This is a genomic window from Citrobacter sp. 21OH12SH02A-Citro (assembly GCF_027919895.1).
Classification (GTDB): Bacteria; Pseudomonadota; Gammaproteobacteria; order Enterobacterales; family Enterobacteriaceae; genus Citrobacter; species Citrobacter braakii.
In genome coordinates, this window is the sequence record NZ_CP114801.1 from 3,658,178 (window position 1) to 3,682,497 (window position 24,320).

A 24,320-nucleotide genomic window follows, 5' to 3' on the forward strand; every position below is an offset into this window, starting at 1 on the left:
GCTTAGTCCTGTAGGCGAGCAATCTCTTCGCCAAATTCTTTGATATCTTCGAAACTCCGGTAAACCGAGGCAAAGCGGATGTAGGCGACTTTATCGAGTTTTTTCAACTGCTCCATCACCAGGTTGCCGATCATCTTGCTCGGCACCTCACGCTCGCCAGTCGCACGCAGTTGTGATTTGATATGGTTCAACGCCATTTCGACGTCATCTGAGCTGACCGGACGTTTCTCAAGCGCTCTGAGCATGCCGCTGCGCAGCTTATCTTCATTAAAGGGTTCACGCACATCGTTGCTTTTCACAACGCGTGGCATGACAAGTTCAGCCACTTCAAAAGTGGTGAAACGTTCGTTACAGACCAGACACTGCCGACGGCGGCGTACTGAGGAGCCCTCGCCTACAAGACGAGAGTCAATTACCTTAGTGTCTACGGCGAAACAGAATGGGCAATGCATACGGCGTCCTGTCCTCAGTGGTTAACAGAAATCTATTTTACCCTGAACTGGCGTGACAACAAAGGCGCAGCGCTTTTGAGACAAAGGATCGATGCCTTCGTGCTCGGTGCGCACTACCATTATGCTATCGCGACAATGAAGGAAGTAATCACAATGACAAGACGTTACCTAAGAATTCTCCTGGTGGGAAGTCTCTTTAGTCTTAGCGCATGCGCACAGCAAAGCGAAGTACGCCAGATGCATCAAAGCGTTAGCACGTTGAATAAAGAGATGACACAGCTAAATCAGGAAACGGTAAAAAGTACACAACAAAATATGTTGAATGCCAAATCAACCAGCGGAGCCTATCTGCTGCCGGGTTCCAATACACCAGCCCGACTGGACAGCCAGATTGGCATGTTACGGATGTCACTTGTCAATATTGCGCCGAACGCCGACGGCACGCGGCTTACATTACGTATTCAGGGTGAATCCACTACGCCTTTACCCGCCTTTAGCGCCACCGTCGAGTATGGACAAATTCAGGGCACCACGGATAACTATCAGGAAACGAACGTTCAGAACCAATTGGTAACGGCCCCGGCAAGTATCCTTGCTCCCAGCGACGTAGACATTCCGCTGCAGATAAATGGCCTCTCTCCGGACCAGTTAGGATTTGTTCGTATCCACGACATCCAGCCTGTTAATCAATAAACTTTTTTGCGGGACGTTTTGTGCGTTCCGCAACATCACTCCGGCCCGTTTTGTTACTCACCTGACATAACCGATATTTCTGGTAAAACTTGGCAACATTCATGGGAGCCAGTACAATTCGCCGCCTAAAGTAAGCAAACGTGAACGCAATCGATTACGTAAATGATAGAACTGTGAAACAACACATATTTTTGTGAACAATGATTTTTATAATAGGCTCCGAAGAAACACGAAATATTTAGAAACGCAATTTGCGCCTTTTTCACTCCCGAAAGGGATTTCAAACAGTGGCATACATATGAAAAAAACATTACTTGCAGCCGGTGCAGTGCTGGCGCTCTCCTCGTCTTTTACTGCCAACGCTGCAGAAAATGACAAACCGCAATATCTGTCCGACTGGTGGCACCAGAGCGTCAACGTGGTGGGAAGCTACCACACCCGTTTCTCCCCGAAACTGAACAACGACGTTTATCTGGAATACGAAGCGTTTGCCAAAAAAGACTGGTTTGACTTCTATGGCTACATCGATATTCCGAAAACCTTCGACTGGGGTAACGGCAACGATAAAGGCATCTGGTCTGACGGTTCCCCGCTGTTTATGGAAATCGAACCGCGTTTCTCCATCGATAAACTGACCGGTGCTGACCTGAGCTTTGGTCCGTTCAAAGAGTGGTATTTCGCCAACAACTACATCTACGATATGGGTGATAACAAAGCCAGCCGCCAGAGCACCTGGTATATGGGTCTGGGTACCGATATCGATACCGGTCTGCCGATGGGTCTGTCCCTGAACGTGTATGCTAAATACCAGTGGCAGAACTATGGCGCATCCAACGAAAACGAGTGGGATGGCTACCGTTTCAAAGTGAAATACTTTGTGCCGATCACCCAGGTTTGGGGCGGCCAACTGACCTACATCGGCTTCACCAACTTCGACTGGGGCTCCGATTTGGGTGATGATCCGAACCGCACCAGCAACTCTATCGCTTCCAGCCACGTCCTGGCGCTGAACTACGATCACTGGCACTACTCCGTAGTAGCGCGTTATTTCCATAACGGCGGCCAGTGGAAAGGTGGAGATACTCTGAACTGGGGCGAAGGCGACTTCAGCGCGAAATCTACCGGTTGGGGTGGTTACCTGGTCGTAGGTTACAACTTCTAATCCTGCCAATTTATCGCAGACAAGCCAGCTTAACCGCTGGCTTTTTTATGGCTGGTCTTCACAGCGTACTTTACGTAAAAAATCACTTAGCGAGCGATCTGCAGATTCACGAAAATGCCTGTCGAGCGGCGTGATCTTCAGACACCGATCAACGCGAAAGCAGCGATAATCGTCACGTTTCTCGCACCAGGCAACCAGCAACCAGTGCTCACCCCAGAAAAATAACCCCAGCGGCTGAACGTCGCGCCAGGAGAGATTCCCGGACTCGTCGCGATAATGCAGCGCCAACACCTGCTGCGCCGAAACCGCGCGATGTATGAGATCAAAAGCACTGCGTGAATGCGGCTGATTGCCAAAATCTGGCGCGAAAACCCGCGTTTGCTCGGCTCTGCGCCGACACTCTGGCGGCAATATCGCCAGCACTTTTTCCTGCGCGGATTCCAGCGCCTGTGAGAGTGAATCCCCGCCCCATGTTTTCAGCAACCGAATCGCTACCATTAACGCTTCTGATTCGCGATGCGTTAACATCAACGGCGGCAGATCAAACCCCGCCATTAAGCGGTATCCACTGCCCACTTCTCCTTCAATGGGCACGCCGGATAAAGAGAGATCGCGGATATCGCGATAAATCGTCCGTTCAGAAACCTCAAGACGTTCTGCCAGCAGCGCCGCCGTTGTCACTCGCCTGCCACGCAGGATTTGTACAATCTGAAACAAGCGGTCGGCGCGTCTGGTCATTTTAATCCTCAGTCCTGAAAATATTACGCGGGTTGATGTAAACCAACACGATTGCCTTCGCTGTCAGTAAACAGCGCAATAGTGCCAATATCCTGCCCCAGTTCGAGCGGACCAAACACGCACTGACCGCCAGCGGTGGCGACGCGTTTAAGCGTTGCAGCCAAATCGTCCGTATGCAGATAAATAATAGCGCCCTGCGCCGAAGGCGTAATACCGTCAAATTTAGCCAGCGCTCCGCCGGGAGCGGGATCCTGATGTGGAAATACGGCCAGCTCCGCGCTGTCCATATTCTCACGACGCAAAGAAACCTGCATCACTGGCTCATAAAAAGCAATGGCGCGCTCCATTTGTGCCACGGGGATTTCAAACCAGCTAATTACGTTATTCATACTTCCTCCTGCCTGTGTGGGTAATCTCAGAAGGACTATAAGACAGGGCTACTGACAGCATACTGTCAGTAGTATGGCGACCGGAAAAGATAATGGACTGCTAGCAAATCGCAGGCAAAAAAAAATCCCGACCTTGTGATCGGGATTCCAGTATCTTCACTCTTAATAGTTTAAGGCAGAATTGACGGTTGATCCGCCCCTTCTTTCTCAACCTTCTGCTGCAGCATGTGCTCACGCTTCATACCCAGCTTCAGCGCCAGCGCCGATGCTACGTAGATAGAAGATGCAGTACCGATGGAAACACCGATCAGCATCGTCAGCGAGAAGCCTTCCAGTACCGGACCACCGAACAGGAACAGCATCAGAATAACCATCAACGTCGTACCGGACGTAATCAACGTACGGTGCAGCGTCTGAGTCAATGACACGTTAAAGATTTCGTAAGGCGTACCGCGACGAATTTTGCGGAAGTTTTCACGAATACGGTCAGATACGACGATACTGTCGTTCAGCGAGTAACCGATTACCGACATCAACGATGCGACGATAGTCAGATCAATCTCGATATGGAACAACGACAGGATCCCAAGTGTGATAATCACGTCGTGCGCCAGAGCGATAACTACCCCTGCCGCCAGTCGCCACTCAAAGCGGAAACCGACGTACACCAGGATGGATATTAACGCCGCCATCAGCGCCATTGCACCGGTTTGCGCCAGGTCTGCACCCACGCTCGGACCTACGAATTCAATTCGCTTCACCGCGGCGTTTTGGTTGGTGGATTCGTTAATCACACTCAACACTTTGCTGCCCAGTACCTGACCGCCGTCTGCGCCTTCAGTTGGCGGCATACGCACCATAATGTCGTGGCTGCTGCCGAAGTTCTGCAGAAGCGGATCAACAAAGCCCGCTTTCTCCAGCGCATCGCGCATCACGTCCATATCGGCCGGTTTTTCCAGCGTGATTTCAATTACCGTACCACCGGTGAAATCGAGACCCCAGTTAAACCCGCGTACGCCCATCACCACGATGGCCGCAATCAGCAGGAAACCTGAAATGCCGAAAGCCCAGTAGTCCCAGCGCATAAAGTCCCAGACTTTACGGCCGTGGTTCAATTGTTCAACAGTATATTCCTGTGCCACTTCGCACTCCTCAGATTGACAGCTTTTTGACGCGCTTGCCGCCATACAACAGGTTTACGATGGCACGTGTACCGACAATCGCGGTAAACATCGACGTCGCCACACCAATACCGGTAGTAATCGCGAACCCTTTAATTGCCCCGGTGCCAACTGCGTACAGGATAATGACCTTAATCAGCGTCGTAATGTTCGCATCAAAGATGGAGCTAAATGCACCCGCATAACCTTCATTGATGGCCTGCTGCACCGAACGCCCGTTACTCAACTCTTCTTTGATACGTTCGTTAATCAGTACGTTCGCATCGACCGCGACGGCAAGGGTTAAGACGATCCCCGCAATCCCCGGCATACTCAGCGTGGCTCCCGGCAGCAGCGACATAATACCGACAATCAGTACCAGGTTAGCAATCAGCGCACTGGTCGCGATCAGACCGAACTTCTTATAGAAGAAGATCATGAACAGAATAGACACCACCAGACCGGCCAGACACGCTTCCAGACCCTGTTTAATGTTCTGCATACCCAGGGTAGGTCCGATGGTACGTTCTTCAACAATCTGAATCGGCGCAATCAACGCACCGGCACGTAACAGCAGAGAAAGCTGACGCGCTTCGTTCGGGTTGTTAATACCGGTGATACGGAAGCTGTTGCCCAGGCGAGACTGGATGTTGGCGATGTTAATCACCTCTTCCTGTTTCACCAGCACTGCGCGACCGTTGGCATCTTTTTTACCGCTGTCTTTGTACTCCACGAACAGGGTCGCCATCGGCTTACCGATGTTGTCCTTGGTGAAGTTGGACATGATGTTACCACCCGCGCTATCCAGCGAGATGTTAACCTGCGGCTGATTGTATTCGTCCTGGCTGGAAGTGGAGTCGGTGATATGATCACCGGTCAGGATCACGCGTTTGTACAGCACAACCGGCTGACCTTCACGAGACTGTTTCACTTCCGAATCACCCGGTACACGCCCGGATGCCGCAGCAGACTGGTCAACGTTGGTGTTCACCAGACGGAATTCCAGCGTCGCGGTAGCGCCCAGAATTTCTTTCGCACGCGCGGTATCCTGAATGCCTGGCAGTTCGATCACAATGCGGTCAGCACCCTGACGTTGGACCACCGGCTCAGCAACACCCAGTTGGTTAACACGATTACGCAGAATGTTGATGTTCTGCTGTACCGCGTATTCACGGGCTTCGCTCAGGCGCGCATCGGTCATCACCGCACGCAGAGCATTGCTGCCCTGGCTGGAAATAACCAGATCCTGGTGACGCTTGCTCAGGTAAGAGATAGCTTCATCACGGGCGCTGCTATCACGGAAGGTGATGCTCAGACCGTAGTTATCTTCTTTGCGAACGGTAGTATAAGGAATGCCTTTTTCACGCAGATCGCTGCGCAGGCTATCGATATTTTGTTCCTGCAACTTACTCAGCGCGGTGTCCATATCCACTTCCATCAGGAAGTGAACGCCGCCACGCAGGTCAAGACCGAGTTTCATCGGTTCTGCGTGAATGGCTGCCAGCCAACGTGGAGTTGCCGGAGCAAGGTTAAGCGCCACGACGTATTGATCGCCCAATACGCCCATTAACACTTCACGTGCGCGCAGTTGGGTATCAGTGGAGTCGAAGCGCGCAAGAATAGCACCCTCTTCCAGAGCCACAGACTTAGGTGTGATTTTATCTTCTTGTAACGTTTTCTGGACCTGGATCAGCGTTTGCTCACTGGCGGCGGCACCGCGCACGCCAGTGATTTGAACAGCCGGATCCTCACCATACAGGTTGGGAAGCGCATAGAGCAGACCGACGACAATAACGACGATCAGCATGACATACTTCCACAAAGGATAACGGTTTAACACGGCAGTTCCCTTTGGGAAAACAATAAATTACAGCGCCTTCATGGTGCCTTTCGGCAGAACGGCAGCTACGAAATCACGTTTAATAACCACTTCAGTGGTGTCGTTCAGCGCGATAGCGATGTAGCCAGATTCTGCTACTTTGGTCACGCGACCCACCAGACCACCGTTAGTCAGCACTTCATCGCCTTTCGCAATGGAGTTCATCAGATTTTTGTGTTCTTTGGTGCGCTTTTGCTGCGGGCGCAGGATCATGAAGTAGAAAATCAGACCAAACACCACCAGCATCAGAATCAGAGACATCGGGCTGCCCTGCGCCGGAGCACCTGTTGCCGCTACCGCATCAGAAATAAAAAAGCTCATTCAAATTCCCTCATTATTAAAATTAATCAACGTTCACAGGTGGAACTGGTCTACCCTGACGTTGGTAAAAATCGGTCACGAAGCTCTCTAATTTACCCTCTTCAATAGCCTTGCGTAAACCCGCCATCAAACGCTGGTAGTAGCGAAGGTTATGAATCGTGTTGAGTCGCGCGCCCAATATTTCGTTGCAACGGTCGAGATGATGCAAGTAAGCGCGCGAATAATTGCGACAGGTGTAGCAATCACACTCAGCATCGAGCGGACTGGTGTCGCTTTTATGTTTCGCGTTACGAATTTTTACCACGCCGTCAGTCACAAACAAATGACCATTACGGGCATTTCGCGTTGGCATCACGCAGTCAAACATATCGATACCGCGACGTACGCCTTCAACCAGATCTTCTGGTTTGCCGACGCCCATCAGGTAACGAGGTTTATCTGCCGGAATCTGTGGGCATACATGCTCCAGGATGCGGTGCATATCTTCCTTCGGCTCACCGACAGCCAAACCGCCGACAGCGTAGCCATCAAAGCCGATGTCTACCAGACCTTTAACGGAGATATCACGTAAATCTTCGTAAACACTGCCCTGAATGATGCCAAAAAGCGCATTTTTGTTGCCGAGGCTATCAAAACGATCCCGACTGCGCTTCGCCCAACGCAGAGACATCTCCATCGAGCGTTTAGCATAGTCCCAGTCGGCCGGATACGGTGTACATTCGTCGAAGATCATGACGATATCGGAACCGAGATCGTATTGAATCTCCATTGATTTCTCGGGATCGAGGAAAATCGGATCGCCGTTGATCGGGTTACGGAAATGCACGCCCTGCTCGGTAATCTTACGGATATCACCCAGGCTGAAAACCTGGAAGCCGCCGGAATCGGTGAGGATTGGCCCTTTCCACTGCATAAAATCGTGCAGATCGCCATGCAGTTTCATGATTTCCTGTCCCGGGCGCAGCCACAGGTGGAAGGTGTTACCGAGGATAATCTGCGCGCCAGTTGCTTCAACTTCTTCCGGCGTCATGCCTTTCACGGTGCCGTAAGTACCGACCGGCATAAAAGCAGGTGTTTCTACTACGCCACGATCAAAAACCAGGCGGCCGCGGCGAGCGCGACCGTCTGTGGTATCCAGTTCAAATTTCATCTTAACTCCTGCGTCAGAAAAACAGTCCGACGTTTTAAATACTCATATCGCGGATTTATTCCCCGACACGCTCAGAAATAGCCTGCGGATTGTACGTGATAAACATCGCATCACCGTAACTAAAAAAGCGATATTCCGCTTTTACCGCTTCATGATAGGCGTGCATGGTGTTTTTATAACCAGCAAACGCGGAAACCAGCATGATCAGCGTTGATTCCGGCAGGTGGAAGTTGGTTACCAGGGCATCAATCACCTGATATTTATAGCCAGGATAAATGAATATTTGCGTATCGCCGAAAAACGGCTCGATAAGGTCGTTTTTGGCCGCCTGTGCCGCGCTTTCCAGTGAACGTACGGAGGTGGTGCCCACCGCAATCACGCGGTTGCCGCGCGCTTTCGCCGCCAGCACAGCATCAACAACATCCTGCGGCACTTCCGCATATTCGGAGTGCATGATGTGATCTTCAATGGTGTCTACGCGCACCGGCTGGAAAGTCCCCGCGCCCACGTGCAGCGTGACGAACGCCATTTCAATGCCTTTATCGCGCAGCTTAGCCAGCAGCGGATCGTCAAAGTGCAGACCCGCAGTCGGCGCGGCGACCGCACCGGGTTTTTCGCTATACACGGTCTGATACAGCTCGCGATCGGCATCTTCATCCGGACGGTCAATATACGGTGGCAGCGGCATATGGCCGATGGCGTTAAGGATATCCAGCACGCTGCGCTCGTCGTTAAACTCGACTTCAAACAGCGCGTCATGGCGTGCCACCATCGTTGCTTTAATACTTTCGTCGTCGCCCAGCAGCAGCTCGGCCCCCGGCTTTGGCGCTTTCGAGGCGCGAATATGCGCCAGAATACGTTTGTCATCCAACATACGCTCGACCAGCACCTCGATCTTGCCGCCGCTGGCTTTACGGCCAAACAGACGCGCCGGAATAACGCGGGTGTTGTTAAAGACCAGCAAATCGCCAGGGTTGAGCTTATCGAGCAAATCGGTGAAAGTACCGTGCGTCAGCGCGCCCGTCGGCCCGTCCAAAGACAGCAAGCGGCAACTACTGCGCTCAGCTTGCGGATAGTGGGCAATCAGGGATTCGGGTAGTTCAAAGGTGAAATCGGTAACGCGCATGACACTGACTCAGACTAAAATAAGAGGCGGGTAGTCTAGTGCCGGGGCGTCCTCCCTGCAACCTTTACCCCTCAAGTTAAAAGACATAATCTATACACAAAATCATTCAAGATGCATCGAGGCGGCAACTGAATGAGTCCCCGGGAGCTTACTCAAGTAAGTGACAGGGGTGAGAGAAGGCAGCCAACAAAGAGGCAGTTTGAAGGATGAAGTGGATATGAATTTTCTTGCACATTTGCATCTGGCTCACCTTGCCGACAGCTCGCTTTCCGGCAATTTGTTGGCCGACTTTGTCCGGGGCAATCCGGAAACGCACTTTTCGCCTGACGTGGTAGAAGGCATCTTCATGCACCGTCGTATCGACGTGATGACCGATAACCTGCCGCAGGTGCGTGAAGCCAAAGAGTGGTTTCGCAGCGAAACGCGCCGTGTCGCGCCGATTACGCTGGACGTAATGTGGGATCATTTTCTGTCGCGCCACTGGTCGGAAATATCCCCCGACTTCCCGCTGGCGGACTTTGTCCGCTATGCACGCACCCAGGTGACCACTATTTTGCCTGAATCGCCACCGCGCTTTATCAATTTAAACAACTATATATGGTCAGAGAAATGGCTTGAGCGCTATCGGGACATGGATTTTATCCAGAACGTCCTGAATGGCATGGCCAGCCGCCGCCCACGACTCGATGCCCTGCGTGACTCATGGTATGACCTGGATACGCATTACGATGCGTTAGAGGAACGATTCTGGCAGTTTTATCCGCAAATGATGGAACAGGCGCAGCGTAAAACCCTTTGACTACAGCCCGTATTAGCCGCCGGATAAGCAGTAGCCGCCATCCGGCAAAAGATTGATAGACAAAACCTGTCTCATTGATTGCCAGCGCCTCTTTGTCTTATTCCCGAACACTCTCTATACTGGCCCGCGTTGCGTTCCAAAAACCCCTTAACATTGCAGGAGAATTATATGGTACTGGTAACTCGTCAGGCTCCGGATTTCACAGCAGCTGCGGTACTGGGTAGCGGTGAGATCGTTGAAAACTTCAACTTCAAACAGCATACCAACGGTAAAACTACCGTTCTGTTCTTCTGGCCGATGGACTTCACCTTCGTTTGCCCGTCTGAACTGATCGCTTTCGACAAACGTTACGAAGAATTCCAGAAGCGCGGCGTGGAAGTTGTTGGCGTTTCCTTCGACTCTGAATTTGTCCACAACGCATGGCGTAACACCCCTGTCGACAAAGGCGGCATCGGTGCAGTGAAATACGCAATGGTTGCTGACATCAAACGCGAAATCCAGAAAGCCTACGGCATCGAGCACCCGGAAGCGGGCGTTGCTCTGCGCGGTTCTTTCCTGATCGACGCTAACGGCGTTGTTCGCCACCAGGTGGTTAACGATCTGCCGCTGGGTCGTAACATCGACGAAATGCTGCGCATGGTTGACGCGCTGCAGTTCCACGAAGAGCACGGCGACGTTTGCCCGGCACAGTGGGAAAAAGGTAAAGAAGGTATGAACGCGTCTCCGGACGGCGTGGCAAAATACCTGACCGAGAACGTTTCCAGCCTGTAATTGGCATGAATCGTAAGAGGCCCGCAAATGCGGGCCTTTTTTATTGGTCTATGTCGGATTATCCTTTTTCACTTCACGCCAGATTCGCCACGCCATAAGCGCCAGTACGGCGACCCCAAGAATTAACGCCCCCCACACCAACAGCGTTTTCCACTGGCTTTGTTGCTCAGCTACTGACGTTGCCGTCAATCGCGCTTCACCACCAAGCGCCACGCTCTCCTGAAGAGTCGCCCACGGTAGATAATCTATCTCCTGCGATTTACGCAGCGACGCCGGGATCAGCATATCGAGACCAACATCAGCCTTTTTCGCCGCCCGGTTTCCCCACGCCAGCATATAAGGCCCTTTGCCCTGCGTATTAAACACCAGTTGATAACTGTCGCGCATGCCGCTCAACTCAGGCAGCCTCTCTGGCAACCGGGCGTTAATGGTCGTCATCCGGACGGCCTCAACCAACTGACCGGAAAGATGAATATCTTCCGCACTCCTCCAGTCCAGATTGTAAAGCATGGTTTTTGTCAGCGGCTGCCAGGGCTCTTTTTCAGCGCTGCGCCAGGCCAGTTCCACCGGTAAAACACCTTCACTTTCCAGATCGATGCGAAGCGAGGTCAGCGGCTGGGGCTGCGCCCATCGCCAGACGGCTTCGTCATCCGAAACCTTATTCCCCTGGGCTTCAATCACGATACGCTCGGATTCCGGCTCGCTGCTGGCCGCTATCGCGCTCACGCTGTTTAACGTCAGCGCCGGACTTTGCGAGTCGAGGATCACCAGCAGGTAGCGAGTCGCCTCCACAGAGAGCGTGAGGCTGGCGCTGATGGTGTCCATTTTCAGGCGATCGTTATCACGCGTCAGATCCATTAACGGCGCATCTTCCTGCACGGGTCGCCAGTAGCGCAAATCACTGCTTGCATAAACCGAGGCTTTCCCCTGCCAGTTGCCCGCCTGCGAGTCCCAGTTCAGGCGTAACTGCGCCAGTGAAAAGGCATCTTTCGTCTCTTCCGGGAGCGTCAGTAAATAGCTCTGGCCGAGCGCTTTGACATCATCACTTTGCAAATGAATTTCAATGCCGCTCTTCGAACGTAAAACAATAGCGTCTCCGCCTCGTTGCCCCTCCTCACGCGGCGCAACCGGTGACATATCAAGCGGGAAAAAACGCAGCGCCACTGCCTCTGGCGTAACGGGCTGGGTTTTCTGCGCAACCAGAGTAAACGGCACCGTCTCCCCCAGATGGTTAAAGACCCGGACATCGCGCAAATCCGCCCAGGCGGTACCCGGATACACCGCCGGAGGTAGCGAAACGCGATACCACGGCGATGTGCCCGTAGTTTCCAGCGTCACCCCCGTTACGTAGTCCGCCGGAGACTCTTTCACTTCATCGCTGCTTACCGCCGCGCCTGTCGCGCCCAGCAGTACGCTGCATAACACCGCTTTCATCCATTTCATTTTTCTTCTCCAGCTTTGGGCGGTAATGGTGAAAAATACCCGATAATCAACACCAGAATGGCCACACCGATAAACGCAACCGCGCGCGCCAGGCCGCCGCCTCCTGCGCTGTCCACCAGCATCAGTTTCACAATGACTATCCCCAGCAATACCGCGCCACACAGCCATTCCCGACGCGAGCGGCGCCGGGTCGCCCGCAGCATCACCACCAATGCCGCCAGCATCCAGAACAGAGCAAAACAGGTTTGAATCAGCCGTGAATCCCATAGTGCGTCTACACGCCACGCAACCTCGCCATACCAGGACAATGCGCGCAGCAGCACACCATTGAGCCACCAAAAGCTGAGCGCCATCAGCGCCACAACCGACCATGGGCGGCATACCGAAAGCTGCACAGGGAAATAGCGTTCAGACGCGCGATAAAACACCACCAAGCCCAGCAGGGCAAAAGCTGCGCCCTCTTCCAGCGGGTTGAGCAACGGCAGATAAGTCTGACGATAAACCACGCCATCTTGTAAATTCGTCAGCACGAGCAGACCGACCAGCACCAGCACAACGGGAACCATCGCCTGAACAGAATAGAGGGCCGGCCAGATGCGAAACGGCCAGAGTTGTCGATGAACAGACTGATAAATCAGGAAAATAAGCAGCCCGCCAGCCGCCATCATCAGGCCGCTACCCCACGCGGCCCTTCCCCACGGCAGCCCCTGCGCGAACCAGAACAGCTCAACCGCAAGCGCCAGTAAAATCATCCAGAAGAACGATAAATGCGCCAGTCTGGAAAGCATTGGCGGTAATATTTGTGCGTCACGCCAGAGCAGCGCTACCGCAACAATTAGCGCCGCGCACCAGGCCAGATTCGGCCAGCCCGCCGCAAAAATCTGCTGTACAGCGATCTGATACATCAGCATCACCAGCATCATCGGCCACAGCAGCCATTTACTGGCATCCAGCTCCCGCCACGCCAGGCGACCCGCGATACTTCGCCAGCCCCAGCTCGATACCGCCATTAATGCCAGCACGCCAGACAGTACCCACCGCTCCTGTTTCAGAACGAGTTGCGATGCCGCAACGAGCGCAACAATCCAGAAAACCAAACCACCAGCGAGTAGCGCCCAACTGCCCGGCATCCAAATGTTGCGCCATAGCCATGCAGCAACCAGCCAACTGAGGCTGAGCACGGCAAAAATCAGCATGACTGAGAGCGCGGTTGTTCCGTTCGCCAGCGCCCATAGCGCGCTGCCCACGGCCAGCACGAGCAGCGCCGTACCGCTATAACTCATGCGTCGTTGCTGTTGTTGCACGCCCAGCCAGAGGATCCCAAGCCCCTCCAGCGACCAGGCCATCGCCGTCCAACGGGCTGAAAGCGCCAACGGGATAGCAAGCGTGGTAAACGCACCACCGAGCGCCAGGGCGGACAATACCAAAGGTCTCCCCAGAGAAGAGGAACGGCGCAACGCAAACTTTGCTAACACCAGATAGAAACCACCGTAGCCCAGCGCACTAAGCGCCGGACCATAAGCCATATGCCGGGTAATGGCATACTGCATTCCAAAACCGATCAGCGGTGGGGCAAACAGCAGTACGCCGTCAATAATCTGTTTGCCTTTTTCCTGCGTCCGGAGCGACAACGCCACGCTCAGCACGCCAAAAATAATCGTGTTGGCGATCAGGAACAGTTGGCAACTCAGGTAATACTCTGGTCGATAGCCCTCCAGGCCCCACATCCCGCCAACGCCGAAGGTGAACAACAGGCCGAGCAGATTAAGCTCCCGCCAGTGCTGCCAGATGCTGATGGCGAGAATACCGACCGAGAGCAGAAGATAGAAAGAGAAGAGCGCGACATGACTGCCGCCGCCGGTGGAAAGCAACAGCGGCGCGAGATAACCGCCAAGACTTGCCAGCATCGCCAGGCTGAGCGCCTTTTGCAGAATAGCCAGCCCCACACTCGCCGCACAAATCACCACCAGCAGCGCAAATGCCAGTGTCATTGGCAGCATTTGCCACAGCCGGAACGCGCCAAAGACGGTGAGATAGAGTGCTCCGGTAGCTCCCCCCTGTAATATCAGCGCATAAATCGGTTGCTTATGCCGCAACCGCCAGCCCAACTCCAACAGCACAATAGCGAACAGCGCGGCCGCCACCAGACGCAGCTCCAGCGGAAACAGAGAATGTTCGACCGTATAACGCAGTAGGAAAGAAAGCCCCAAAAACAGGAGCAAAATACCGAGCTTTGCCAACGGGTTACCCTGCATAAACCAGCGCACCAGCGATGACATTACCCCGCCAAAAGCAGAAGGCCGCTCGACGTCGGGCGTAGATACCGCCGCATTATCCGGCTTCGGCTGTGAAGCCCACGGGTTAACGGGCTCAGGCGGCGGCTCAGTTACAGGCTCCGGCGATACGCTGCTCATCGCAGCCGTTGGCGCATCGGCAGGAACAATATCTTTTGCTGCCGTTGGCTCAACGGCGCTGGTCTGCGCCACACCGCGCAGCTCCAGCTCCTCTACCCGACGGCGCAAGGCCATCAGCTCAGAACGTACAGCCGCACTGCGTCTGAATGCCACGATCGCGAGGCCGGGAACCACTACCAGCGCGAAGAATAATACAATGCAGCCAAGGGTTAGCAGCTCATCCATGTTTCCACCTTCACTGTATAAAGACAGACCAGAATGACACAAATTGTTGCAGTTGCGCCATATCGGTTAACACGATGAACCGCTTTTCAGAATAGACAATCAGCCCCTGCGTTTGGCCAGGGGCTGTGATGAGGGATTAAAACGCGAAGCAGGAGCAGCCAAGCGCGCCCCAGAAAGCCCGGTCATCTGACACCGGAATTGCCGATTTACGCGCTATATCATGCTGATGACCGTGTACGCCGCAGCTGCCGCAGCACTGGTGCATCTGCACCATTGCGCCAATTTTCGCCGCAGCAGGCGGCGCTGAGCGATAGTGCCCCGGCACTTTTACCACCGGCGACCAGTCAGGTACAACCGGGATGGCCGGCGGCGCCAGCGGAGTGAAATGCCCGGCCGCATACACCACTTTGCCATCGACAATGGTCATTACCGACTCTATGCCTTTGATCTCCTCTTCCGGCACACTGAAGTAATCTTTAGACAGCACCACCAGGTCGGCCAGTTGGTCTTTCTCGATGCGCCCTTTCTTACCCTGTTCGCTGGAGAACCAGGCGCTACCGGCCGTCCACAGTTCCAGCGCCACATCGCGCGGCAGGCGATTGTTATCATCGTACATCGCCATCCCTCCCACAGTACGGCCCGAAACCAGCCAGTAGAGCGCTGTCCACGGGTTGTAGCTGGCCACGCGGGTGGCATCAGTCCCCAGCCCTACCGGAACGTCAGCCGCCAGCATTTTCGCCACTGGCGGGGTATGTTTGACCGCATCTTTGCCATAGCGATCGACAAAATATTCGCCCTGGAACGCCATACGGTGCTGAACAGCGATCCCGCCCCCCAGCGCTTTTACGCGCTCGATATTCCGTTCGGTAATCGTTTCAGCGTGATCGAAGAACCAGTGCAGGCCATTGAACGGGATATCGCGATTCACCTTCTCGAATACGTCGAGCATTCGGCTGATGGATTCATCGTAGGTGGCGTGCAGGCGGAACGGCCAGCGGTGCTCCACGAGGTGGCGCACCACGCGCTCCAACTCATCTTCCATACCTTCCGGCAGATCCGGGCGTGGCTGGAGGAAGTCTTCAAAATCCGCGGCCGAGAAGACCAGCATTTCCCCTGCCCCATTGGCACGGTAGAAGTCGGTCCCCTGCCCTGGTTTGAGCATATCGGTCCAGCGTTCAAAGTCTTCCAGTTCCTGCTGCGGACGCTGGGTAAACAAGTTGTAGGCGATGCGCACCGTCATCTGTTTGTTGGCGTGTAGCTGCTCAATTATCTCGTAATCTTCCGGGTAGTTCTGAAAACCACCGCCTGCATCGATGGCGCTGGTCAGCCCGAGACGGTTCAGCTCGCGCATAAACTGCCGGGTCGAGTTGACCTGCATTTCCAGCGGCAGTTTTGGTCCTTTTGCCAGCGTCGAATAAAGGATCATGGCATTGGGTTTGGCGATCAGCATCCCGGTTGGGTTACCGTTGCTATCACGCACAATCTCACCACCCGCCGGGTCCGGCGTCGCTTTGGTGTAGCCGACTGCTTTCAATGCGGCACGGTTCAGCAAAGCTCTGTCGTAGAGGTGCAGAACAAAAACTGGGGTATCCGGGGCAGCTTCATTCAGTTCTTCGAGGGTTGGCATGCGACGTTCGGCAAACTGGAATTCGCTCCAGCCGCCCACCACGCGCACCCATTGCGGCGATGGCGTTCTGTCAGCCTGCTCTTTGAGCATGCGTAGCGCGTCCGCCAGCGACGGAACGCCTTCCCAACGCAATTCCAGGTTGTAATTCAGACCGCCGCGAATGAGGTGCAGGTGCGAATCGTTCAGGCCCGGGATCACCGTATGCCCTTGCAGATCGACAACCTGCGTCCCGTCGGTGGCAAAACTCATGATGCGATCGTGGCTACCGGTCGCCAGGATCTTACCATTGGCGATCGCCACCGCCTCGACCTGCGGGTTTTGTCTTTCGAGAGTATGAATTTTTCCGTGAGTCAGAATCAGTGTGGCAGTTTGAGACATAACAATCTCCTGAGAAACCGGTCAGGCTTTTTTCAGCCATCCGGCAAACAGACGGGTTACGATGGGCATCCAGAACCAGACCACCAGCGCAACCACACAGGCATCATTGATCAGATGCAGGAGTAACGAGCCCTTCATGGCAGGCAGCACAATGCCGGTCAACCACGGCACCAGATTGGTGCTGGGAAAAATCACCAGCAGGGTTATCAGAAACTGTTTCCAGCGCCTGGGCTGACGTACATGGGGCGCGGGCGGCGTAAACCAGAACGCCGCTTCGGTGCGGATTTCGGTTTTATCCCCCTCCGCCAGCAGCGGGGCAATCTCTTCGACCAGCACGCGGCGCGTATCGGACTGGGTCCAGTTATACAGATGCTCAAGCGTGTCGAAGCGGATAATGATGTTCCACAGATTGTTGCCATCTGCAGGACGAATCACATTCGCCCCCAGATGACCGGGAAACTCGGCCGCCACCGGCATGATTTTCCCCAGCCACTGCTCATACCGCTGCGCTTGTTCAGGCAGCAGGGTGTGGGAAATCACCAACGTCACATGTTTGTTCTGCGCCATAAAGGGTTCCTTGTGGAGAGGAAACAGGCCCGCTTAGGCCACGGAAGCAATACACAAAATCATTCATGGCGCATCGAAGCGGCAAGATTGTGTATCCCCGGAAGCTGACAAAGTGAGTGACCGGGGTTCGCAAACGAAGCCCACAAAGAGGCAACATGAAGGATGAGGTGTATTTAGGCTTTACGTTCCGGCGCGCCATGCACCATGGTGTAGGCGTAATCCACGCCCATACCGTAGGCGCCGCTGTGCTCACGTACCAGATCCATGACGGCGTCGTAGGTTTCTTTGCGGGACCAGTCGCGCTGGTACTCGAGAAGAACCTGTTGCCAGGTCACTGGTACGGCGCCCGCTTGTACCATGCGGTCGATAGAACGCTCATGGGCATCCACGGACGTGCCGCCGGAAGTGTCAGTTACCACATAAACTTCGTAACCCGCTTCCAGCGCCATCAGCGCCGGGAACGTCAGGCATACTTCGGTCCACAGCGCGGAGATAATCAATTTTTTACGCCCGGTCGCTTCCACGGCTTTCACAAACGCCGCATCTTCCCAGGAGTTCATCGAGGTGCGTTCAATTGGTTTCACATCAGGATGAACCGCTAACAATTCCGGCCAGATATAACCGCTAAAACTTTTCGTTTCCACAGAAGTATAAATCACCGGAACATTAAATATTTTCCCGGCCTTAGCTAATGCCACGGTATTATTTTTCAAAGTCTGGCGGTCAATATTCGCCACACCAAATGACATTTGCGGCTGATGATCAATAAAAATAAGCGTTGAGTTTTGAGGGTCAATCAGTTCCCGAATAGACATAGCACACCTTCTTAATCAATAAGTTAAAAGGCAACGGTCTGTATCTGCCGTCAGCAGCAGGATCCTGAATCAGAAAGCTTGTTGAGTATAGCGGGAAATTTCTAACGAGTTATTAAAGAAAACTTACCATCCAGTGAAACTATTAATTTTGTGTTGCGATATATCCTAAACAACATCAAAAAAATGCGCATGACTCATCTAATTTATTCACTGGCATTGTTTTTCTCCATTCGGTACAACAGAGGGGTTTAATTTTCAGGATATTTTCTGCTTATGCGCATCAATCTGGATGTTTTGCTAATTCTCGACGCACTCGATAAACAGGGTTCATTTGCCGCAGCGGCCGAATCGCTGTTTAAAACCCCTGCAGCACTCAGCTATATGATTCAAAAGCTGGAAAGTGATTTGAATATCGAGTTGCTTGACCGTTCCGGTCACCGGGCAAAATTTACCGACACCGGTCAGATGATGCTGGAAAAGGGACGTTTGCTGCTGAGTGCGGCAAAAGATCTCGAAAAGCAGGCGGTGCAGCTGAGTTCAGGCTGGGAAAAAGAGCTGGCGATTGCGCTGGACGACTCCTTCCCTTTCGCCTCGCTGCTGCCCATTATCGATGAATTTCACGCGCTGAATAAGCAAACCCGCCTTAACTTCACCCACCATACGCTGGCGGGCTCCTGGGAGGAGCTGACGCATAATGGAGCAGATATTATTTTGGGGGCGATTAATGAACCGCCTACGTCAGCGGCCTGGTCCTACAAAATGCTTGGCACGCTGGACAATGTGTTTGTCGTTGCGCCTGAGCATCCGCTGGCCGTAGCACCGGATGGCCTGACTAACGAACAGCTGTGCCTGCACCGGGCGATTGTCATTAGCGACAGCGCCCGCTTTTGTCATCCGTTACAAACCAATCTGATGGAGGAGCAGGCGCAGATTCGCGTTGATGATTTCCACAGTAAGGTGATGCTACTGCGGGCCGGCTTGGGCTGCGGATTTCTCCCCCGCCATATTGCTAACCCGTGGCTTGCCACGGGCGAGCTGGTGGAAAAAACGGTCATCTCATTTCGCCAAAAAGACGTGGCCTATATGGCCTGGCGCAATAACCGCGATGGATTAGCGCAGCGCTGGTGGCGGGAAACGCTGCTGGCAAGCCCGGATGTTACGCACTTATATCAATGACCCATCCACACCGAGGCGGAAATCGCCGGCAGCGTCAGGATATCCTCGGTAAGCACGCCTTTGCCCTCCTGGTGCTGCCATTGGCTGACGCTCAGTAATGGCGAGGCAGGCAGGACCACTTCACAGGCGTGGCCACGGTTAATCGCCACCAATACACGCTGGCGGTTCAGCACGCGTACAAACACCACCACGTTATCCTCGGCGTAAATCACCTGACAACCACCATGGCGCAGCGCCTGGCTCTGGTGGCGTAATGTTGCCAGCCGCTGATACAACGCCAGCAGGTTAGCGTCCTGTTTTTCAGGCTGCCACGGGAATGGTTTGCGACAAAACGGATCGTTGTTCCCATCCAGTCCCACTTCGTCACCGTAGTAAATACAGGGCACACCAGGCCAGGTAAACAGCCACACCACCGCCAACGGTAAACGTGCGACGTCTTTACCGAGCAGAGATTTAAAACGGGCGGTATCGTGGCTGTCGAGCTGGTTGAACATCCGCAACTGCTGCTGATGCGACAAACCCGCGCGATAGTTATCCATCCACGCCATACAGGTCTGGGCGTCAATGAATTGCGGATCGTATGAGATATCGGTATTGGCGAGAAATCCCCATACAGGGAAGGTAAAACCGCGATAGTTCATGGCGGCATCTTCCGCGTCGGCCTGCAACCATTGGCGCGCGTCGCCAAAATGCTCGCCCACCACATATGCCTCTGACTGGGTCTCTTTCGCCGCCTGCGTAATTCCGGCCACGTGCTGCAGGTTGTTGTGCGCACCACCGGCCTCTCCCAGCATATGCACCACGTCAAGACGCCAGCCATCCATACTCCACGGCGCTTTCAGCCAGTGGCGAACGATGCTGTCTTCGCCGCGATAAATTTCATTCACCAGGCTTTCAGAGGAAAAGTCCAGCTTGGGCAGGCTGGAATACCCCAGCCAGTCGAGCGCGACGCCGTCGGCTGAGAAATGATACCAGTCGCGCCAGGGGGATTGCGGATTATGGCACGCGCCATCCGTTCCCCGATTATGTCGGTCAAACCAGGCGTGTGAATCGCCGCTATGGTTAAAAACACCGTCGAGAATCAGGCGCATCCCCTGCTGTTGGGTGGTGTGACGCAGGCGCAGCAGCGCCCTGTCGCCGCCAAACTGCGGATCAACATGACGGTAATCTTCGGTATCGTATTTATGCACGCTCGGCGCGGTAAATACCGGATTCAGGTACAGCGCCGTGACGCCTAACGTTTTCAGATACGGCAGCTTTTCGCTGATGCCGTCCAAATCGCCGCCATAAAACGTGGAGCCACCGGCCTGGGCCGTAAGCGGTTCATCCCACTCGCGCCGCACAATATCGTGTCCGGCAGCGTGGTGGTAATAGACGTTATCCTGAGTCGCTTCACGCGACTGGCTGCGGGCAAAACGGTCCGGGAAAATTTGGTAAAAAATCTGATCGGCGGCCCACTGCGGACCGTTATCCGGCACATCAACAGCAAACTGCTCCAGACGCGCAGGCGGAAAACGGCTGAATCCCTGCGGGGTAAACCACAGCTGACGATCGAGCCAAAGTAATTTAAAACTATAGCGTCGACGAGGCTGTCCGCTGGAGAGATCGATCGCCGCTCTCCACGCGGTCACGCCCGGTTGCGGCTGGCTGCGTTGCTTGTGCATACCCAGCGAAATCTCTTCGTTATCGTTTTCTGCGCGTAGCGTCACCCGCTGGGGTGGATTTTCCCCCGCCAGCCATAATGTAATCGTCAGTTGATCTTTGTTTTGCTTAACAAATGGGGCAACCGGAAGGTGCCAGGCGTTCAACATCACGTATCCCCTTTGATGATAATGACGTCACCTTGCCATAGCGAAGTGCAGGATCACTCATCATCTTAACGTTTATTGGGGGAGGAGTGTGGGGGAGGAGAAAATTGCCGGGTAACATTAAGCTACCCGGCAAAAATATTACTGCGCTTCAGCCAGTTGGCGCTCGCGACGGCGCTTGAAAACCCAGCCGGCAAGCAGCAGGATAATCCACGCAAAGCCGACGTATAGCGAAATGCGGGTATCCGGATGATAGCCGATAAGCGCGATGATAAAGACCAGGAAAATCAGGCCAATAACGGTCGTCACAACCCCACCCGGCACTTTAAATTTCAGCGCCTTAACCTCTTCCGGCGGCAGACGACGACGGAAGGCAATTTGTGACAGCAGGATCATAATCCACACCCATACCGTTGCGAAGGTCGCCAGAGAGGCGATCACCAGGAAGACGTTTTCCGGCATGATGTAGTTAAGATACACCGCAAACAGCAGCGCGATGGTCATCACCATCACCGTCACCCATGGCACGCCACGACGCGACGTCTTGGCGAACATTTTCGGCGCGCTGCCCTGCTCCGCCATACCATGCAGCATACGCCCCACGCCAAAGACGTCAGAGTTGATGGCCGACAGCGACGCGGTCAGGACTACGAAGTTGAGGATCCCGGCGGCAAAGGTAATCCCCATATGCTGGAACGTCAGAACGAACGGGCTACCGTCAGTGCCGACCTGGTTCCACGGGTAAATAGACATGATGACGAACAGCGTCCCCACGTAAAACACGAGGATACGCATCGGTACGGAATTGATGGCGCGCGGAATAGATTTTTCCGGGTCTTTGGCTTCGCCAGCGGTAATCCCAATAATCTCAATCCCGCCGTAGGCGAACATCACCATTTGTAGCGACATCACCATGCCGAGCCAGCCGTTGCTGAAGAAACCGCCGTTGCTCCACAGATTATGGATACCGGTAGGCTGTCCGCCGTTACCAATCCCCCAAATGATGATGCCAAAACCGGCGACAATCATGATGATAATGGTGGCGACTTTAAAGAACGAGAACCAAAATTCCAGCTCGCCAAACACCTTCACGCTCATCAGATTGATGGCGCAGATAATCAATACCACGCTGAGTACCCAAATCCAGTGTGGTACGGCCGGGAACCAGACGCCCATGTAAATACCAAAGGCAGTCACATCGGCAATGGCGACAATCAGGATTTCAAAACAGTAGGTCCAGCCGGTTATGTAGCCTGCCAGCGGTCCGAGGTTTTCCTGCGCATAGCGCGAGAAGGAGCTGGCTGCAGGGTTATGAACGGACATTTCGCCCAGCGCGCGCATAATGATATACGCCGCTACGCCGCCGATAATATAGGCCAGCAACACGCTTGGCCCCGCCATTTTGATGGCATCGGCCGAGCCGTAGAACAGCCCGGTACCAATTGCTGAACCTAATGCCATAAAGCGAATGTGCCGGGTGCTCAGCCCACGCTTTAGCTTGTTATTACTTTCCATCGATTCCTAACCTGTTAACACAATAAAAAACCACGGGGCCATGTTAATAGCCCCGTGGTTAAAACTTATTGTCAGTGATATTAGTGTGCGCTGGAGGTCACTTGTCGACCCGCTGCACGATCCCAGATAACTGCCAGGACCACCATCACGACTGTTGGCATCAACCACGCCAGCCCCTGCTCCGCCAGCGGTAAACGCTGGGTCCAGGCCGGTAACACGTCGCCAATTGCAGAAGCTTTAATGCCATCAAGGATACCAAAAATCAGGCTGATAAACATCGCAGGTGCAATGACGCGGGAAGAATTATGCCACCATGAGCGGGTAAAACTTAATACAACCAGTGCGATACATGGCGGATAGATAGCCGTCAGCACCGGAATAGAGATCTGAATCAGATGGCTCAGACCCAGGTTAGAGACCACCATCGAGAAGCCGCCGAGGATAAATACCAGCGTACGATAAGACAGTGGAACGTACTGGGCAAAGAACTCTGCGCACGCGCAGGTCAGGCCAACAGCGGTGACCAGACAGGCGATGAAAATCAACGCCGCCAGCAGGAAGCTCCCTGCGCCACCAAAGGTGTGCTGAACATACGCATGCAGAATTGCCGCGCCGTTAGCAGATTGATCGACCAGAATTGCGCTATCTGAACCCAGACGGAACAGCGCGAGATACAGCAGCGTTAAGCCCACACCCGCCATCAAACCCGCCCAAACGGTATAACGGGTCAGCAGACGCGCTTCAGTAACGCCACGCGAGCGAGCGGCGTTGACGATAACAATACCAAATACCATCGCGCCCAGCGTATCCATGGTCAGATATCCGTTCACGAAGCCATTAGAAAACGCCGCAGTTTGATAGGCTTCCATCGCATTGCTGATCGGGCCTGCTGGCCAGACGATTGCGGCGACAGACAGGACCACCAGCGCCAGGATTTTCAGCGGGGCCAGGAAATTACCAACCGTATCCAGCAGTTTGCCCGGATACAGCGAAACCAGAATCACAATCGCGAAATAGACCACGCTGTAGATAAGCAGCGGCAGCGCGGAGTCACCGGTCAGCGGAGCAATCCCGACTTCGAAAGAGACCGTTGCGGTACGCGGCGTAGCAAATAACGGTCCAACAGCCAGATAGCACACGGTCGCCAGCAGCAAACCAGCGACTTTACCGATAGGCGTGCTCAGTCGGTCCACACCACCACCGACTTTCGCCAGCGCGACAACGGTAAGTACCGGCAGGCCAACGGCGGTAATCAAAAAGCCAAAAGCCGCAGTCCAGACGTGTTCACCTGCCTGCAAACCAACCATTGGGGGGAAGATGATGTTACCTGCACCAACGAACAGTGCAAATGTCATAAATCCCAAAGCGATAATATCGCGCGATTTTAACTGATGGGTCATAAAGTCTTACTGCCTGTGGATGTGGTGTTGAAAATAATAAATTTTTGCCTTTCCCTGGGGGACAATACAGCGGCATTTTTGCTCAATTCCAGCGGGAAACACTCCCAGACTGGCGCGGCGAAGAATAGTTTTTCGATTTACCGCGTAAATGCAGTCGGTATGACAGCACCTGGAGCGCAATTTAAACGCTTATAACGTTTTAAAGCAAGGTGGGATCCCAAAACCAGAACAATATAGCGATATGAAAAATGGGGTTAGCACAAAACACCATTTCATGGAAAAAGGTATGGGTAATAGTTCGAACAAAAAACA

General features: G+C 53.8%; 21 protein-coding genes. 5 read left to right on the top strand and 16 right to left on the bottom strand.

Annotated elements, in window-relative coordinates; genetic code table 11:
• Positions 1-2: 2 nt before the first annotated feature.
• Positions 3-452 (bottom strand): transcriptional regulator NrdR, encoded by a 450-nt coding sequence (gene nrdR / locus O6D90_RS17910; protein WP_016152032.1) that lies wholly within the window; start codon positions 450-452, stop codon positions 3-5.
• Positions 453-605: 153 nt separating this feature from the next.
• Between nrdR and O6D90_RS17915 the strand changes: the two genes are divergently transcribed.
• Both O6D90_RS17915 and O6D90_RS17920 read left to right on the top strand, forming a co-directional pair.
• Complete coding sequence (locus O6D90_RS17915; RefSeq protein WP_088583122.1) at positions 606-1,145, top strand: DUF3251 domain-containing protein; 540 nt, start codon at positions 606-608, stop codon at positions 1,143-1,145.
• Positions 1,146-1,443: 298 nt separating this feature from the next.
• Positions 1,444-2,307: a nucleoside-specific channel-forming protein Tsx gene (locus tag O6D90_RS17920; protein ID WP_003021561.1), complete on the top strand. Its 864-nt coding sequence runs from the start codon at positions 1,444-1,446 to the stop codon at positions 2,305-2,307.
• A gap of 45 nt (positions 2,308-2,352) precedes the next feature.
• Here O6D90_RS17920 and O6D90_RS17925 read toward each other — a convergent pair whose 3' ends face one another.
• The 7 genes from O6D90_RS17925 to queA all read right to left on the bottom strand — a co-directional run bounded on the left by O6D90_RS17925 (position 2,353) and on the right by queA (position 9,070).
• A complete protein-coding gene (locus tag O6D90_RS17925) occupies positions 2,353-3,045 on the bottom strand; it encodes a helix-turn-helix transcriptional regulator (protein ID WP_016155852.1) in 693 nt (230 codons plus the stop codon).
• Between the two features lie 23 nt (positions 3,046-3,068).
• Positions 3,069-3,434 carry a VOC family protein gene (locus O6D90_RS17930; RefSeq protein ID WP_016152028.1) on the bottom strand — a complete coding sequence of 122 codons (366 nt, stop codon included), beginning with the start codon at positions 3,432-3,434 and terminating at the stop codon, positions 3,069-3,071.
• A gap of 170 nt (positions 3,435-3,604) precedes the next feature.
• Positions 3,605-4,576, bottom strand: coding sequence for a protein translocase subunit SecF (gene secF, locus O6D90_RS17935; RefSeq protein WP_003021550.1), 972 nt, complete (start codon positions 4,574-4,576; stop codon positions 3,605-3,607).
• Between the two features lie 10 nt (positions 4,577-4,586).
• Complete coding sequence (gene secD, locus O6D90_RS17940; protein WP_271143180.1) at positions 4,587-6,434, bottom strand: protein translocase subunit SecD; 1,848 nt, start codon at positions 6,432-6,434, stop codon at positions 4,587-4,589.
• Between the two features lie 27 nt (positions 6,435-6,461).
• Positions 6,462-6,794 (bottom strand): preprotein translocase subunit YajC, encoded by a 333-nt coding sequence (gene yajC, locus O6D90_RS17945; RefSeq protein ID WP_003021544.1) that lies wholly within the window; start codon positions 6,792-6,794, stop codon positions 6,462-6,464.
• A gap of 22 nt (positions 6,795-6,816) precedes the next feature.
• Positions 6,817-7,944: a tRNA guanosine(34) transglycosylase Tgt gene (gene tgt / locus O6D90_RS17950; protein WP_003021535.1), complete on the bottom strand. Its 1,128-nt coding sequence runs from the start codon at positions 7,942-7,944 to the stop codon at positions 6,817-6,819.
• A 55-nt stretch (positions 7,945-7,999) separates the two neighbouring features.
• Positions 8,000-9,070, bottom strand: coding sequence for a tRNA preQ1(34) S-adenosylmethionine ribosyltransferase-isomerase QueA (queA, locus tag O6D90_RS17955; protein ID WP_003021529.1), 1,071 nt, complete (start codon positions 9,068-9,070; stop codon positions 8,000-8,002).
• A 217-nt stretch (positions 9,071-9,287) separates the two neighbouring features.
• Here queA and acpH point away from each other — a divergent pair, with 217 nt between their 5' ends.
• Positions 9,288-9,869 (top strand): ACP phosphodiesterase, encoded by a 582-nt coding sequence (gene acpH, locus O6D90_RS17960; RefSeq protein ID WP_016155851.1) that lies wholly within the window; start codon positions 9,288-9,290, stop codon positions 9,867-9,869.
• Positions 9,870-10,037: 168 nt separating this feature from the next.
• Entirely contained in the window at positions 10,038-10,640 is a 603-nt protein-coding gene (locus O6D90_RS17965; RefSeq protein WP_003021524.1) for a peroxiredoxin, read from the top strand.
• A 48-nt stretch (positions 10,641-10,688) separates the two neighbouring features.
• On the opposite strand, the gene O6D90_RS17970 is transcribed toward O6D90_RS17965, so the two are convergent.
• The 5 genes from O6D90_RS17970 to O6D90_RS17990 form a co-directional block, all read right to left on the bottom strand.
• The gene (locus O6D90_RS17970) at positions 10,689-12,083 is read right to left on the bottom strand and encodes a DUF3999 domain-containing protein (protein WP_016155850.1); all 1,395 of its coding nucleotides are present in this window, start codon (positions 12,081-12,083) and stop codon (positions 10,689-10,691) included.
• On the bottom strand, positions 12,080-14,722 hold the full coding sequence (locus O6D90_RS17975; RefSeq protein ID WP_016155849.1) for a DUF2339 domain-containing protein: 2,643 nt from the start codon (positions 14,720-14,722) through the stop codon (positions 12,080-12,082). Before O6D90_RS17975 ends, O6D90_RS17970 begins: the two co-directional genes overlap by 4 nt.
• Positions 14,723-14,858: 136 nt before the next feature.
• Positions 14,859-16,727, bottom strand: coding sequence for an amidohydrolase (locus tag O6D90_RS17980; protein ID WP_016155848.1), 1,869 nt, complete (start codon positions 16,725-16,727; stop codon positions 14,859-14,861).
• A 21-nt stretch (positions 16,728-16,748) separates the two neighbouring features.
• Complete coding sequence (locus O6D90_RS17985; protein ID WP_016152022.1) at positions 16,749-17,294, bottom strand: antibiotic biosynthesis monooxygenase; 546 nt, start codon at positions 17,292-17,294, stop codon at positions 16,749-16,751.
• A gap of 173 nt (positions 17,295-17,467) precedes the next feature.
• The gene (locus O6D90_RS17990) at positions 17,468-18,109 is read right to left on the bottom strand and encodes a hydrolase (protein ID WP_003021513.1); all 642 of its coding nucleotides are present in this window, start codon (positions 18,107-18,109) and stop codon (positions 17,468-17,470) included.
• A gap of 273 nt (positions 18,110-18,382) precedes the next feature.
• Between O6D90_RS17990 and O6D90_RS17995 the strand changes: the two genes are divergently transcribed.
• Positions 18,383-19,285 carry a LysR family transcriptional regulator gene (locus O6D90_RS17995; RefSeq protein ID WP_016155847.1) on the top strand — a complete coding sequence of 301 codons (903 nt, stop codon included), beginning with the start codon at positions 18,383-18,385 and terminating at the stop codon, positions 19,283-19,285.
• On the opposite strand, the gene malZ is transcribed toward O6D90_RS17995, so the two are convergent.
• The 3 genes from malZ to brnQ form a co-directional block, all read right to left on the bottom strand.
• Positions 19,279-21,096 (bottom strand): maltodextrin glucosidase, encoded by a 1,818-nt coding sequence (gene malZ, locus O6D90_RS18000; RefSeq protein WP_218731455.1) that lies wholly within the window; start codon positions 21,094-21,096, stop codon positions 19,279-19,281. The two genes, O6D90_RS17995 and malZ, sit on opposite strands and share 7 nt — an antisense overlap.
• A 138-nt stretch (positions 21,097-21,234) precedes the next feature.
• Entirely contained in the window at positions 21,235-22,608 is a 1,374-nt protein-coding gene (gene proY / locus O6D90_RS18005; RefSeq protein ID WP_016152018.1) for a proline-specific permease ProY, read from the bottom strand.
• Between the two features lie 80 nt (positions 22,609-22,688).
• Positions 22,689-24,008 carry a branched-chain amino acid transporter carrier protein BrnQ gene (brnQ, locus tag O6D90_RS18010; protein WP_016152017.1) on the bottom strand — a complete coding sequence of 440 codons (1,320 nt, stop codon included), beginning with the start codon at positions 24,006-24,008 and terminating at the stop codon, positions 22,689-22,691.
• Positions 24,009-24,320: the final 312 nt, after the last annotated feature.